The organism is Micromonospora sp. NPDC049257 (assembly GCF_040678915.1).
GTDB classification, from domain to species: domain Bacteria; phylum Actinomycetota; class Actinomycetes; order Mycobacteriales; family Micromonosporaceae; genus Micromonospora; species Micromonospora antibiotica.
On sequence record NZ_JBFAQU010000007.1, the window covers coordinates 129,251 to 142,694 of the forward strand.

At 73.3% G+C, this 13,444-nt stretch carries 12 protein-coding genes; 1 reads left to right on the forward strand and 11 read right to left on the reverse strand.

Annotated features, from left to right (window positions below):
* Window positions 1–55 precede the first annotated feature (55 nt).
* Window positions 56–1,462: a proline--tRNA ligase gene (gene proS / locus AB0K25_RS13700; RefSeq protein WP_219468320.1), complete on the reverse strand. Its 1,407-nt coding sequence runs from the start codon at window positions 1,460–1,462 to the stop codon at window positions 56–58.
* 69 nt (window positions 1,463–1,531) lie between these two features.
* Here proS and AB0K25_RS13705 point away from each other — a divergent pair, with 69 nt between their 5' ends.
* Window positions 1,532–2,053 carry a hypothetical protein gene (locus AB0K25_RS13705; RefSeq protein WP_219468316.1) on the forward strand — a complete coding sequence of 174 codons (522 nt, stop codon included), beginning with the start codon at window positions 1,532–1,534 and terminating at the stop codon, window positions 2,051–2,053.
* 84 nt (window positions 2,054–2,137) lie between these two features.
* Here the strand turns inward: AB0K25_RS13705 and AB0K25_RS13710 are convergent, their stop codons facing one another.
* From AB0K25_RS13710 to AB0K25_RS13755, 10 genes are all read right to left on the reverse strand, one after another.
* Window positions 2,138–3,217 carry an amidohydrolase family protein gene (locus AB0K25_RS13710; protein WP_363820333.1) on the reverse strand — a complete coding sequence of 360 codons (1,080 nt, stop codon included), beginning with the start codon at window positions 3,215–3,217 and terminating at the stop codon, window positions 2,138–2,140.
* Between the two features lie 18 nt (window positions 3,218–3,235).
* Window positions 3,236–3,817, reverse strand: coding sequence for a Uma2 family endonuclease (locus AB0K25_RS13715; RefSeq protein ID WP_219468306.1), 582 nt, complete (start codon window positions 3,815–3,817; stop codon window positions 3,236–3,238).
* Window positions 3,818–3,885: 68 nt separating this feature from the next.
* Entirely contained in the window at window positions 3,886–5,442 is a 1,557-nt protein-coding gene (gene ffh / locus AB0K25_RS13720; RefSeq protein ID WP_208567196.1) for a signal recognition particle protein, read from the reverse strand.
* Between the two features lie 175 nt (window positions 5,443–5,617).
* The gene (locus AB0K25_RS13725; protein ID WP_219468303.1) at window positions 5,618–6,274 is read right to left on the reverse strand and encodes a response regulator transcription factor; all 657 of its coding nucleotides are present in this window, start codon (window positions 6,272–6,274) and stop codon (window positions 5,618–5,620) included.
* The gene (locus AB0K25_RS13730; RefSeq protein ID WP_363820338.1) at window positions 6,271–7,398 is read right to left on the reverse strand and encodes a sensor histidine kinase; all 1,128 of its coding nucleotides are present in this window, start codon (window positions 7,396–7,398) and stop codon (window positions 6,271–6,273) included. Before AB0K25_RS13730 ends, AB0K25_RS13725 begins: the two co-directional genes overlap by 4 nt.
* A 19-nt stretch (window positions 7,399–7,417) precedes the next feature.
* Entirely contained in the window at window positions 7,418–8,239 is an 822-nt protein-coding gene (locus AB0K25_RS13735) for an ABC transporter permease (RefSeq protein WP_363820341.1), read from the reverse strand.
* Complete coding sequence (locus AB0K25_RS13740) at window positions 8,229–9,131, reverse strand: ABC transporter ATP-binding protein (protein WP_363820344.1); 903 nt, start codon at window positions 9,129–9,131, stop codon at window positions 8,229–8,231. The genes AB0K25_RS13735 and AB0K25_RS13740 overlap by 11 nt, the downstream gene beginning before the upstream one ends.
* A gap of 126 nt (window positions 9,132–9,257) precedes the next feature.
* Window positions 9,258–11,582, reverse strand: a complete 2,325-nt coding sequence (locus tag AB0K25_RS13745; protein WP_219468292.1) for a [protein-PII] uridylyltransferase — start codon at window positions 11,580–11,582, stop codon at window positions 9,258–9,260.
* Between the two features lie 13 nt (window positions 11,583–11,595).
* Window positions 11,596–11,934, reverse strand: a complete 339-nt coding sequence (locus tag AB0K25_RS13750) for a P-II family nitrogen regulator (protein ID WP_067307311.1) — start codon at window positions 11,932–11,934, stop codon at window positions 11,596–11,598.
* Between the two features lie 25 nt (window positions 11,935–11,959).
* Window positions 11,960–13,372, reverse strand: a complete 1,413-nt coding sequence (locus AB0K25_RS13755; RefSeq protein ID WP_208567198.1) for an ammonium transporter — start codon at window positions 13,370–13,372, stop codon at window positions 11,960–11,962.
* Window positions 13,373–13,444: the final 72 nt, after the last annotated feature.

Genomic DNA, 13,444 nt, shown 5'->3' on the forward strand with positions numbered 1-13,444 from the left:
GCCGGTCGGCGACCCGGGAGCCGGACCTGCGGGCCCCGGGTCGCGGTGGGCCGCCTCAGTAGGCGCGGGCCAGGATGGCGGTCAGGTCCGGCTCGTCCTCGCTGTCCGGGACGGAACCGTCGGCGCGCAGCAGGCACCGGACGGTGACGCCCTGGCCGTTGGCCTCGGCCTCGCCCGGCACGCCGACGGCCGACCACGGCACCATGGCCCAGCCGGTGGCAGCCGCCTCGATCGCCTCGGCGAGGGTGGACACCTCGACGGTGCGAGACCGCCGGTGGGCCAGCGCCTCGTCGTGCAACGCCTGCTGGTCGGCCTCCAGAGCGGCCAGGACCGCGCCGACGACGTCCGCGACCGGGGTGGGGGCCTTCGAGCCGTCCGTCCGCCGGACCACGACCGCGTTGCCGGCGGCCAGGTCGCGGGGGCCGACCTCGACGCGTACCGGATAGCCGCGCAGCTCGGCGTCGACGGCCCGACGGCCGAACGCGGTGTCGGTGCGGTCGTCGAGCGCGACCCGGACCCCGGCGTCGCGCAGCGCGTCGCGCAGCTTGGCCGCCGCCTCGCCCACGCCGTCGCCCGCCTTGACGATCATGACGTACGCCTGGATCGGGGCCAGCCTCGGCGGCACCCGCAGCCCGTTGTCGTCACCGTGCGCCATGATCAGCCCGCCGAGCATCCGGGTCGAGGTGCCCCAGGAGGTGGTCCAGGCGTGCTCCCGGCCACCCTCGGCCGAGGAGTAGCTGATGTCGAACGCCTTGGCGAAGTTCTGCCCCAGCTCGTGACTGGTGCCGAGCTGGAGCGCCTTGCCGTCGCCCATCATGCCTTCGCAGGTGTAGGTGGCGGTCGCCCCGGCGAAGCGCTCCCGGGCGGTCTTCAGCCCGACCACCACCGGGATGCCCAGCACGTTGACCATCAGGTCCTCGTACGCCTCGTGCAGGATCTTGCGGGCGTAGGCGCGGGCGTCGGCACGGGTGGCGTGCGCGGTGTGCCCCTCCTGCCAGAGGAACTCGCTGGTGCGCAGGAAGATCCGGGGGCGCAACTCCCAGCGGACCACGTTGGCCCACTGGTTGAGCAGCAGCGGCAGGTCCCGGTACGAGTCGATCCACTTGGCCATGAACTCGCCGATCACCGTCTCGCTGGTGGGGCGCACCACCACCGGCTCGGCGAGCTGCTTGCCGCCACCGTGGGTGACCACCGCCAGCTCCGGTGAGAAGCCCTCGACGTGCTCGGCCTCCCGCTTGAGGTAGCTCTCCGGGATGAACAGCGGGAAGTACGCGTTCTCCGCGCCGGCCGCCTTGATCCGGGCGTCCATCTCGGCCTGCATCCGCTCCCAGATGGCGTAGCCGGCCGGTCGGATGACCATGGTCCCCCGGACCGGGCCGTTGTCGGCCAGCTTCGCCTTGGCGATCAGGTCCTGGTACCAGCGGGGAAAGTCCTCCGCACGGGGAGTGAGCACGCGAGCCATGACCGCACATCCTATGCGCCCCCCGACGGGTCGGCGCAGCCGGGCGTGCCCGCACTACCATCTGCCGTCATGCTCTGCGACCCGGCACCTGCCCTGGCCCCGCTCGCCGCCCGCTGGGTGGCCTGGGTGGCCGCGCACCGTCAGCCGGTCAACCCGGTCAAGGACGACACCGGCCGGCACGGCGGACGTCACCAGCCGGACGACGTGTGGTTCCTCGCGGGCACGTTCGGCGGTGGGGTCAGCCGGCGCTGCGTGGTGCCGGCGGGCCGTCCCCTGTTCTTCCCGGCGTTCAGCTACTGGCAGCCCGGCCGCCGCGACGAGCCGGCCGAGCCGATGCCCGACGCCAGCGGGCACGCCGAACTGGACGGGGCCGCGGTGCCGGTACGGCCGGCCGGCTCCGCCGCCTCGTTCCCGGTCCGGGGGTTCTTCAACAACGTCGTCACCACCTGGCCGTGGCCGGTGCAGGTCTCCTGCTGGGGCCTGTGGGGGCTGGTGCCGCCGCCGACGCCGGGCACGCACCGGCTGACCTTCGCCGGGCACGACGGCGCGCGGTTCTGGGTCGAGGCCGAGTACGAACTCGACGTGCGCTGAGCAGCATCCGTGGCCGTCGACCACCGTCGTCGGCGGGCGGGCCGGCCGCGGGCGACCCGGCCGGTCAGCGGACCACCCGGCCGGTCAGCGGACCACCCGGCCGCGCAGGACGATCCGGCTGGGCGCCCGGACCACCCGCAGGTCGCGGCGCGGATCCTCGGGGTAGACGACCAGGTCCGCCAGGCCGCCCTCGACCAGGCCGGGGAAGCCGAGCCACTGTCGGGCCCGCCAGGAGGCGGCGGCGAGGACGTCCACGGCGGGCATGCGGGCCTGCTCGTGCAGCAGCATCATCTCCTCTGCGGCCAGCCCGTGGTCGATGCCGCCGCCCGCGTCGGTGCCCACGTAGATCGGCACCCCGGCCTCGTGGGCGGCGCGCACCACCTCGGGGAAGCGGTCGCGCAGGGCGAGCATGTGGTCGGCGTAGCCGGGGAACTTGGGGCGGGCCGCGGCGGCGATGCCTCCGAAGGTCCGAATGTTGATCATCGTGGGGACCAGCGCGGTGCCCTGCCGGGCCATCAGGTCGATCAGGTCGAGGCTCAGCCCGGTGCCGTGCTCCACCGAGTCCACCCCGGCGCGCACCATGATCTCCACGGCCGACTCGCTGAACGTGTGCACCGCGGCGCGTACCCCGGCGGCGTGTGCGGCGGCCACGGCGGCGGCCATCGTGTCGGCGTCCCAGGCCGGGGCGAGGTCGCCGACGCCCCGGTCGATCCAGTCGCCGACCAGCTTGACCCAGCCGTTGCCGGCGGCGGCCTGCGCGGTGACCGTCGCGGCCACCTCCGCCGCGTCGACCTCCAGGCCGATGTCGCGCAGGTAGCGCCTCGGTGGGGCGACGTGCCGCCCGGCGCGGGCCAGTCGCGGCAGGTCCGGTTCGTCGTCGAGTTCGGGGTACGGGTACGGCGAGCCGGCGTCGCGCAGCGCGAGCACCCCGGCGTCCCGGTCGGTACGGGCCAACGTACGGGCCTGGTCGAGGGAGGTGACCGGGGTGGCACCCCGGGCGATGCCGAGGTGGCAGTGGGCGTCGACCAGTCCGGGCAGCACGAACCCGGAGTCGGCGACCGTCTCGGCATCGGGCACCGGGTCGAAGGTGACCCGGTCGCCGTCGAGCCAGACGTCCCGGACCTCGTCGTCGGGCAGGAGCACACCGCGCACATGCAGAGCCATGCGCACAGTCCTACCCGATCACGGCCCCTCGGGGGCGAGCAGGTCGTTCTTCCGGGCGGTCAACGCCGGCAGGTCGACCGAGACCTTCCACGGCTGCTCGGTGACGAACAGGTCCTCGGTGTGGGTGAGCTGCTCGTAGTCGCGGCCGCCGGGACCGAGCGCGTACTCGGTCAGCGTGATCCGGTCCTGGAGCGGGTCGACCACCCAGTACGAACGCACTCCGGCGTGCGCGTAGACCTTCGCCTTGTCGTACATGTCGCGGAAGGTGGAGGTGGGTGACACCATCTCCACGGCGAGCAGAGCGTCCTCGACGGGCAGCGGGCTACGAGTAGCGTTCCCCCGCCGGACCACGACGACGTCCGGCCGGGGCTCGTTGCGTCGGTCCACCCGCATCGAGAGATCGATTCCGACCTGGTATTCCCTCGGGCAGTTCACTCGAAGAGCGAGCAGCAGCTCGACGCACATGTCTTGGTGCAGCAGAGTCGGCGACGGCACGATCAACCTTCCGTTGATCAGTTCGTACGGAAGGTCCTTCGGCAGGTCGCCGAGGTCGTCGACCGTCCACTCGTGCCGTTCGGGCAGGATCGGGGCTGCGGTCATGACATCTCCTTCCAGGGGGCGGAACCACCCTAAGCGCCCGCCCCGTCGCCCACCGTAACCGACACGCGTCAGCGGGGCCGGTTGTCGCCCCTGCCGAGCTTGTTGAAGTCGATCTTCGGAAGCTTGAAGCCCGGCGGCAGGCCCTGGCCGCCCGCCAGGTCGTTCGGGTCCATCCCCGGCGGGAGCTGCGGCATGCCACCCGGGAAGCCGCCCGGCAGCCCGGCGCCCGCGCCGCTACGCGGCCGGTTGCCGCCCTTGGTGCCCTTGCGCTTGTTCTTCGGCGACTTGGTGGCCTTGCGCCGGCCCCCGCCGGGCAGGCCCATCATGCCGCCCATCTGCTTCATCATCTTCTGCGCGTCGGCGAAGCGGTTGAGCAGCTGGTTGACGTCCATGACGGTCACCCCGGAACCACCGGCGATACGGGCCCGCCGGGACCCGTTGATGATCTTCGGGTTGGTCCGCTCGGCCGGGGTCATCGACCGGATGATCGCGGTGACCCGGTCGAAGTGCTTGTCGTCCAGCTCGGCGAGCTGGTCCTTCATCTGCCCCATGCCGGGCATCATGGCCAGCACGTTGGCGATCGGGCCCATCCGCCGCACCGCGATGAGCTGGTCGAGGAAGTCCTCCAGGGTGAACTGCTCACCGCCCATCAGCTTGGCGGTCATCTTCTCCTTCTGATCGGTGTCGAAGGCCTGTTCGGCCTGCTCGATCAGAGTGAGGACGTCGCCCATGCCGAGGATCCGGCTGGCCATCCGGTCGGGGTGGAAGACGTCGAAGTCCTCCAGCTTTTCACCGGTGGAGGCGAACAGGATCGGCTGGCCGGTGACCTCGCGTACCGACAGTGCGGCGCCACCCCGGGCGTCGCCGTCGAGCTTGGACAGCACCACGCCGGTGATGCCGACGCCGTCGCGGAACGCCTCGGCGGTGCGGACCGCGTCCTGACCGACCATCGCGTCGATGACGAAGATGACCTCGTCGGGGTCGACCGCGTCGCGGATGTCGGCGGCCTGCTGCATCATCTCGGCGTCGATGCCGAGCCGGCCGGCGGTGTCGACGATGACGATGTCCCGGGCGGCCCGCTTGGCGTGCTCGATCGAGGCGCGGGCGACCTGCACCGGGTCACCGGTGCCGTTGCCGGGCTCCGGGGCGTACACCTCGACGCCGGCGCGGCCACCGAGCACCTGGAGCTGCCCGACGGCGTTGGGACGCTGGAGGTCGGCGGCGACCAGCAGCGGCTGGTGCCCCTGGGCCTTGAGCCAGCGGGCCAGCTTGCCGGCGAGGGTGGTCTTACCGGAACCCTGGAGGCCGGCCAGCATGATCACGGTCGGCGGCTGCTTGGCGAACTGGAGCCGGCGGCCCTCGCCGCCGAGCACGTTGATCAGCTCTTCGTTGACGATCTTGACGATCTGCTGGGCCGGGTTGAGCGCCTGGGAGACCTCCGCGCTACGGGCCCGCTCCTTGACGTTGGTGATGAAGCCCTTGACCACCGGCAGCGCGACGTCCGCCTCCAGCAGCGCCAGCCGGATCTCACGGGCGGTGGCGTCGATGTCGGCATCGGTGAGCCGGCCCTTGCCCCGGAGCTTGGTGAAGATTCCGGACAGGCGGTCACTCAAGGTGTCAAACACGCGAACATCCCGTTTGTCGTCAGCGGCGGGCACAGGTGCGGCCGGGCCGGCTGTCCAGCCCACCGTTAGGGTAGCCCGCCGGCCGCACGCCCGCTCCGGCCCCGCACGCCACGCCCCGCGCCACGCCGAAGGCAGCGGACGCGCGTTTCCCCACCCCCCGCCGGCACCACCCGGGTCAGGACACCACCAGTCCCGACTGGTAGGCGAAGACCACCAGTTGGGCCCGGTCCCGGGTACCCAGCTTGACCATGGCCCGGCTGACATGGGTACGCGCGGTGGCCGGGCTGACCCACAGCCGGTCGGCGATCTCGGCGTTGCTCAACCCCTCGCCGACCAGGGCCACCACCTCGCGCTCCCGGTGGGTGAGCGACCCCAGCCGGGGATGCGGACGCGGGACCCGGGCCGGGCGGGTGGCGAACTCCCGCACCACCCGCCTGGTCACCGACGGCGACAGCAGCGCCTCACCCTCGGCGACCAGGCGGATCGCCCGCAGCAGCTCGACCGGGCGGGTGTCCTTGGTGAGAAAACCGCTGGCCCCGTGCCGGAGGGCGTCAAAGACGTACTCGTCCAGCTCGAACGTGGTCAGCACCACCACCCGGGTACCGGCCAGCGTCGGATCCCCGACGATGCGCCGGGTGGCCTCGATGCCGTCGACGCCGGGCATCCGCACGTCCATCAACACCACGTCGGGGCGTTCCCGACGGGCCACCTCCACGGCGGCGAGCCCGTCGGCGGCCTCCCCGACGACGGTCAGGTCGTCCTCGCTCTCCACCAGCGTCCGCAACCCGATCCGGACCAGGTCCTGGTCGTCGGCGAGTAGCACCCGGATCATGCGACCTCCCGCGTCGGCAGCGTGGCGTACACCCGGAAACCGCCGGACGCGGCCGGCCCGGCGCTGAAGGTACCGCCCAGCGCGGTGACCCGCTCCCGCATGCCGGCCAGACCGAAACCGGTGGACGGCTCGGGCACGGCGGGCCGGCCCCGGCCGGTGTCGGTGACCTCCACCGTGACCTCGTCCTCGGCATAGCCGATGCGGACCTCGGCGGTGGCCGGCCCGGCGTGCCGCAGCACATTGGTCAGCGCCTCCTGCGCCACCCGGTACACGGCGAGGTCCACCGCCACCGGCAGTGGCCGCGGCGTCCCGGTCGTCGCCACGGCCACCGACACGCCGGTGCCGGCCAGCCGCTCGCGCAACTGCGTGAGCTGGGCCAGCCCGGGTGTCGGCCCGCGCCCGCCGACCGCCTCCTCGCGGCGCACCACGGTGAGGGTGACCCGCAGCTCGTCCAGGGCCGCCTTGCTGGTCCGGCTGATCGCGGTGAGCGCCGTCTCGGCCTGCTCCGGCCGGCGCGCGAGCAGGTGCAGCGCGATCTCGGCCTGGAGGTGGATCGCGGCGAGGCCGTGGCCCACCACGTCGTGCACCTCGCGGGCCACCCGCAGCCGCTCCGCGTCGGCCAGCCGGCGGGCCTCGTCCGCCCGCCCCCGGGCGGCGCCCTCCCGGCTCAGCCGCACCGCCGCCCCCACCGCGAACGGCACCACCACCCACGCGGCGACCGGCATCAACGCGACCGGGCCGGGTGGACGCACGCCGACGAACACCTGGACCAGCAGCGCCGCCAGCACGACCGCGCCGGCCGTCGCCGCGACGCGGACCGGCCGGTGCGCAGCCACCGTGTAGACCGCCACCAGGAACGACAGCAGGATCGGCCCGTACGGCTGCCCGAGCACCAGGTAGCCGGTGGTCGCGGCGGCGGCCACCGCCAGCGTGGCCGCCGGCCAGCGCCGGCGCACCGCCACCACGAGCGCCGCCACCACGACCAGCGGGTAGGCGCCCGGGCCTGCGGGCACGCCCTGGTTCAGGCCGGCCGGCGCGGTGCCGACCAACCCGATCGCCAGCAGGACCAGGGCGAGCAGGCCGTCGAGGAGCCACCGTCCCCGGTCCCCGCTCTCACGCGCCACGTCCCTCCCCCGTCCCGGCTCAGCCGATGTCCCGCCGGCGCAGCAGCACCGCGCCGACCGCCGCGAAACCCACCAGGTACGCGGTGACCACCAGCGCCGCCTGCCCACCACCGACCGTGGCCGCGACGCCGGGGGTGTCGCCGGGCGCACCCAACGCGGCCACCAGCGCCCCGGCGTTCGGGCCGGGCAGCCCCAGTTGAGCCGTCGCCACCCAGTCGACAAGCGGCGCGGCGATCGCGGCGAGCAGATTCTGCACGACGAGCATCCATACCAGTCCCAGGCCGACCGGCAGCGCCACCGCACGCAGCGCGACCGCCAGTACGGCACCGAGCATGGCCCACATGGTGGCGATGAGCCAGCCCGCGCCGATACCGGTCACCAGGTCACCGGTCGACGGCCAACGCACCGGCTGTCCCTCGACGGACGCGATGAGCGCGGCGGCCACCGCGCCGAGCACGAACACCGCCAGCACCACCGCCAGCGCGGCGACGGCGAGGGTGAGCAGCTTGCCGCCGTACACCTGGAGCCGGGTGGGTCCCTGGGTGAGCAGGGTCTTCCAGGTCCCCCAGCCGTACTCCCCGCCGACCGTGAGCACGCCGAGGATCAGCAGGATCGCGCCGAGGAAGATCGGCAACCCGCCGAGGGAGTTGCCGACCAGGTGGTCGGGGAGCATCGCGGGCAGCGCCCGGTCGGTGTTCGGTCCGTCGGCGTCGCCGGCCACCCCGGCGTACGGGAAGAGGTAGGTGAAGATCAGCGAGAGCGCCAGCGCGACGGCCAGCAGCAGCCAGCCGGCCGGGCGTCGGACCAGCTTGACCAGTTCGGCGCGGAAACTACGCGACATCGGCCGTCCCCTTTCCCACCAGGTCGAAGAAGACCTCCTCCAGATCCCGTTCCCGGGGCCGCAGTTCGCGTACGGCCAGGCCGGCACCGACCAGTTCGGTGTTCAGCCACGCCGCCCGCTCCGGCTCGACCGAAAGCTCCAGTCCACCGTCGACGATCCGGACCCGGTCGACGCCGACGAGTTCCCGGGCCCGGGCCGCCGCCTCGTCCAACGGGTCGGCGAGCAGTCGCAGCCCGGCCGCGCCACGCAACTCCGCGACGCTGCCCTCGGCCACCAGTGCACCCCGGGCGAGCACACCGACCCGGTCGCAGACCTGCTCGACCTCGCCGAGCAGGTGGCTGGAGACCAGCACGGTGCGACCGGCCGCGCCGAGCCGCCGGATCAACGTCCGCATGTCCGCCATGCCGGCCGGGTCCAGGCCGTTCGTCGGCTCGTCCAGGATCAGCAGCGGCGGGTCCTTGAGCAGGGCGGCGGCTACCCCGAGCCGCTGTTTCATGCCCAACGAGTAGCCGGCGTACCGGTCGCCCGCCCGGTGGGCGAGGTCGACCAGGCCGAGGACCGCGTCGACCCGGTCCGCCCCGACCCCGGCGAGGCGGGCCAGCACCCGCAGGTTCTCCCGCCCGGACAGGTACGGGTAGAAGGCCGGCCCCTCGATCAGCGCGCCGACACCGGCGAGCCACCCCGCACCAGGCGTACGGCCGAACAGCCGCACCGCCCCGGTGCTGGGACGGACCAGGCCCAGCAGCATGCGCAGGGTGGTGGTCTTACCGGCGCCGTTGGGGCCGAGGAAGCCGTACACCTCGCCGGCCCGGACGGTCAGGTCGAGATCCCGCACGGCGGTCAGTCCGCCGTACCGCTTGGTGAGCGCTTCGGTCTGCACTGGCAGGTTCATGCCCCGAGGATCGCGTCGCCGGGCCTTCGGCGCGTCGGCCCGGCGGCGGCTCCCGGCATACGTCGACGGGCGTACCGCACTGCCCGGAAGTTGCCCGGCAAGGCCGGGAGAGACGGCGGCGCGGTCCTACACGGCGGCGAGGACGGCGGCCTCGATGTGGGCCCGCTGCTCGTCCGACGGCCAACCACCGACCAGGTAGAACGCGTCGACCACGTCACCGCCGAGGGTGGAGATCCGGGCGGCGCGCACCTGCGCCCCGGCCTCGTCCAACGCGCAGGTGACCCGGTAGAGCAGGCCCGCCGCGTCGGCGGCGCGCAGCTCCAGCAGGACCGCGTCGGTGGCCGCCTCCCGGTGCCAGACCACCCTCGGCGCGGCACCCTGGCTGCGCGCGGCGAGCGCCCGGCCCCGCAGCCGCTGGGTGACCGAGACGTCGCCGGTGACCGCGCGGCGCAGGTCGGCACTGAGCGCGATCGGGTCCGGGGCCATCCCGTAGCGCGGCTGCACCCGGCACTCGACCAGGGCCCGGTCGTCGACCGTGGCGGCGTCCGCCGAGATCACGTCCAGCCGGTGCAGGGCCAGGCAGCCGGCCACCGTGGCGAGCAGTCCCCGCCGGTCGGCTGCGGCCACCGCCACCCGGTCGTCGGTCAGGTGCACGACCGGCAGCGGCCCGGCGACCAGCGCCGGGTCGGGGTCCGGCGGGGCGGGCACCACGCCGGTGTCCAGGGTGGTCCGTACCCGGGCGACCAGCTCGGCGATCAGCCGCCCCTTCCAGCCGGACCAGGCGGCCGGGCCGGTGGCGGCGGCGTCGGCCAGCACCAGGGCGTGCAGCAGCTCCAGGGTGGTGGTGTCACCGACCCGCTCGGCCACCCCGGCGATCGTCTTCGGGTCGGACAGGTCGCGGCGGGTGGCCACGTCGGGCAGCAGCAGGTGCAGCCGGACCAGCGTGCCGATCAACGCCGCCTCCCCGGCGGGCAGGCCGATCCGGGTGGCCACCGCCTGGGCGAGCGGGGCACCGACGGTCGAGTGGTCGCCGTCCAGCCCCTTGCCGATGTCGTGCAGGAACGCGCCGATCAGCAGCAGGTCGGGGCGCTCGACGTCACGGGTGTGCCGGCTCGCCTCGTACGCGGCCTGCACCAGGTGCCGGTCGAGGGTGAACCGGTGCACCGGGTTGTGCTGCGGCAGGCTGCGCAGCCGGGTCCACTCGGGCAGCCAGCCGTCGATCAGGCCGTACCGGTCGCAGGTCTCCCAGGCGGGCACCAGGCCGGGGCCGGCACCGAGCAGGGTGACGAACGCGGACCGGGCGGCCGGTGGCCAGGGCGCGGGCAGCGGCGGGCAGTACGCGGCCAGCCACTCGCAGGTGGCCCGCGCGATCGGCAGCCGGGTGGTGGCGGCGGCGGCGGCGATCCGCAGCGACAGGCTCGGGTCGGGGCGGGCCCCGATGGCGGTCCGGGCGAGCACCAGCTCCCCGTCGTGCTCGACGACGTCCCGGGCCACCGGGCGGCGCAGCGGCCGGCCGTCGGCGCCCCGGCGGCGGCCGGAGCGGAGCCGGTCGGCGGCCCGCCAGGCGTCGTCGAGGGCGTGGCTGACGGTGCGGGCGTCACCGGCGACCCGGCGCAGCAGGGCGTCGCCGTCGCCGGTCTCCGCCCGCGTCCCGGCGTCGGTGGCCTCCGGGGTCGGCTGGCGCAGGCCGAGCAGCGCGGCCACCCCGGCGCGTTCCTGGGCGACCAGCCGGTCGACCCGGCGGCCCACCTGCCGGTGCAGGGCGTCGCGAGTGTCCAGCAGCCGCAGGTGGGCGGCGCGGACGGCGGGACGCAGCGCGTCGGTGATCCCGGCGGTGGCGATGGCCCGCAGGATGCCCACGTCGCGCAGCCCGCCGGCGGCCTCCTTCAGGTCGCCTTCGAGCAAGAAGGCCAGTTCACCGTGGGTACGCCAGCGCACCTCGGTGATCTCCCGCAGGGCGGGCAGCTGACGTACGGCAGTCCGCCGCCAGTGGTCGGTGGCGGTGCGGGTGAGGGTGTCGGCCAGCGCCGGGTCACCGGCGACGAAGCGGGCGTCGAGCAGGGCCAGGGCGACCTTGACGTCGTCCTGGGCCACCGACAGCGCCTCGGCGAGGGTACGCACCGAGTGGTCGAGCCGGACCCCGGCGTCCCAGATCGGGTACCACAGCGAGGCGGCCAGCTCGTCCACCCCGGCCACCCCGGCGTGCAGCAGCACCAGGTCGAGGTCGCCGTACGGGGCGCACTGTCGACGGCCGAGTCCACCGACGGCGATCAGCGCGATGCCCTCCCGCTTCGGCAGCAGCCCGCGCAGCCAGGTGTCGAAGGCCTCCGCCCGGCCCACCCGGGCCGGTTCCCCGATCCCCGCCGGGACCCCGACGACCCCGTCGACCAAGAGGTTCCCGTCTCCGTTTCCGGTGTCATCCGACGTGTTCCTCTTGATCGACGGGGTCATCTGGGGGGTCCTCCTACAGGGCGTCGAGGCCGCGTTCGCCGGTACGGACCCGGACGACCTCTTCCACGCCGGTCACCCAGACCTTGCCGTCACCGATCTTGCCGGTCCGGGCGGCGGCCACGATCGCGTCGACGACCTTGTCGACGTCCATCTCGTCGGTGAGCACCTCGACCCGGATCTTGGGCAGGAACTCGACCGTGTACTCGGCACCCCGGTAGACCTCGGTGTGCCCCTTCTGACGTCCGTACCCCTGGACCTCGCTGACGGTCAGGCCGGCCACGCCGAGGGCGTGCAGGGCCTCCTTCACCGCGTCCAGTTGGTACGGCTTGATGACCGCGGTCACCAGCTTCATGTCCAAGCCCTCCATTCTCCGAACGTTAACCGGCGACCTTCTCGTCCACGGGCGCGGTGGCCGGTTCGGGGGCCCCCGGGGAGGCCGGCTTCGCGCCGCCGGGGGTGATCCCGGCCATCGCGAACGCACCGCCACCGGCACCGCCGGTGCTCGGGGACAGGTCGTAACCGCTCTCCGCGTGCTCGCTGATGTCGATGCCCTCGACCTCGTCGTCGGCCTTGACCCGGAAACCGAGGGTCTTGTCGATGACGAAGGCGAGCACCCAGGCGACACCGAACGACCAGGCGGTCACGATCAGGCCGGCGAGGGCCTGGCGGCCGAACTGGGTGACGCCGCCGCCGTAGAACAGGCCGTCGGAGGCGCCGACCACGTCGCTGATCGCGGCGTTGACCGAGTTGGTGGCGAACAGGCCGAGCCAGAGCGACCCGATCCAGCCACCGACGAAGTGCACGCCGACCACGTCGAGCGAGTCGTCGTAGCCGAGCTTGTACTTCAGGCTGATGGCCAGGGCGCAGACCACACCGGCGACGATGCCGAGCAGGACCGCCGCCCAGGGGGCGATGAACCCACAGGCCGGGGTGATGGCGACCAGACCGGCGACGGCACCGGACGAGGCACCGACCATGGTCGGCTTCTTGTCCTTGATCCACTCCACCGCGATCCAGCCGAGCACCGCAGCGGCGGTGGCGAGCTGGGTGTTGATGAAGGCCAGCCCGGCGACCGAGTCGACGGTGAGCTCCGACCCGGCGTTGAAGCCGAACCAGCCGAACCACAGCAGGCCGGCGCCGAGCGCGACCAGCGGGATGTTGTGCGGCTTCATGCCCTCACGCGGCCAGCCCAGCCGCTTGCCGAGCACCAGGGCGACGGCGAGAGCCGCCGCACCGGCGTTGATGTGCACCGCGGTACCACCGGCGAAGTCCAACGCGTGGATCTTGGCACCGATGATGCCGCCGCCCCACACCCAGTGGGCGACCGGGAAGTAGACCAGGGTGGCCCAGCCGAAGGCGAACAGCAGCCAGCCGCCGAACTTGGCCCGGTCGGAGATCGCGCCGCTGATCAGCGCGACGGTGATCACCGCGAAGACCATCTGGAACGCCATGAACACGTACAGCGGGACGCCGATGCCGCTGGGGTTCTCCGCCGTGGCGCCCCACAGGTCGGTCTCGGCGAGGAAGGTCTTGGTGCCCAGGTAGGCACCGGGGTCGCCCCAGAAACCGTTGACGTCGGTCCCGAAGGCGATGCTGAAACCGTAGAACCACCACAGAACAGAGATGAGCCCGATGGCGGAGAAGCTCATCATCATCATGTTGAGCACGCCCTTGGCCCGGTTGAGGCCGCCGTAGAACAGCGCCAGTCCCGGGGTCATGAGCAGCACGAGAGCGGTCGAAACCAGCAGCCAAACGGTGTTGCCGCCGTCGATCGTCGGTGCTTCAGGCACGCTGGCCTCCTAAAGGTGAAGTTCCCTCCTTCGCGGCTTCCGGGGCAGCGTCGCCCGTACGCCGGTTGGGCG

Coding starts and splice junctions, on each gene's coding strand:
- proS (WP_219468320.1), bottom strand. CDS start 1,462: ATGGCTCGCGTGCTCACTCCCCGTGCGGAGGACTTTCCCCGCTGGTAC.
- AB0K25_RS13705 (WP_219468316.1), top strand. CDS start 1,532: ATGCTCTGCGACCCGGCACCTGCCCTGGCCCCGCTCGCCGCCCGCTGG.
- AB0K25_RS13710 (WP_363820333.1), bottom strand. CDS start 3,217: ATGGCTCTGCATGTGCGCGGTGTGCTCCTGCCCGACGACGAGGTCCGG.
- AB0K25_RS13715 (WP_219468306.1), bottom strand. CDS start 3,817: ATGACCGCAGCCCCGATCCTGCCCGAACGGCACGAGTGGACGGTCGAC.
- AB0K25_RS13725 (WP_219468303.1), bottom strand. CDS start 6,274: ATGATCCGGGTGCTACTCGCCGACGACCAGGACCTGGTCCGGATCGGG.
- AB0K25_RS13735 (WP_363820341.1), bottom strand. CDS start 8,239: ATGTCGCGTAGTTTCCGCGCCGAACTGGTCAAGCTGGTCCGACGCCCG.
- AB0K25_RS13740 (WP_363820344.1), bottom strand. CDS start 9,131: ATGAACCTGCCAGTGCAGACCGAAGCGCTCACCAAGCGGTACGGCGGA.
- AB0K25_RS13745 (WP_219468292.1), bottom strand. CDS start 11,582: ATGACCCCGTCGATCAAGAGGAACACGTCGGATGACACCGGAAACGGA.
- AB0K25_RS13750 (WP_067307311.1), bottom strand. CDS start 11,934: ATGAAGCTGGTGACCGCGGTCATCAAGCCGTACCAACTGGACGCGGTG.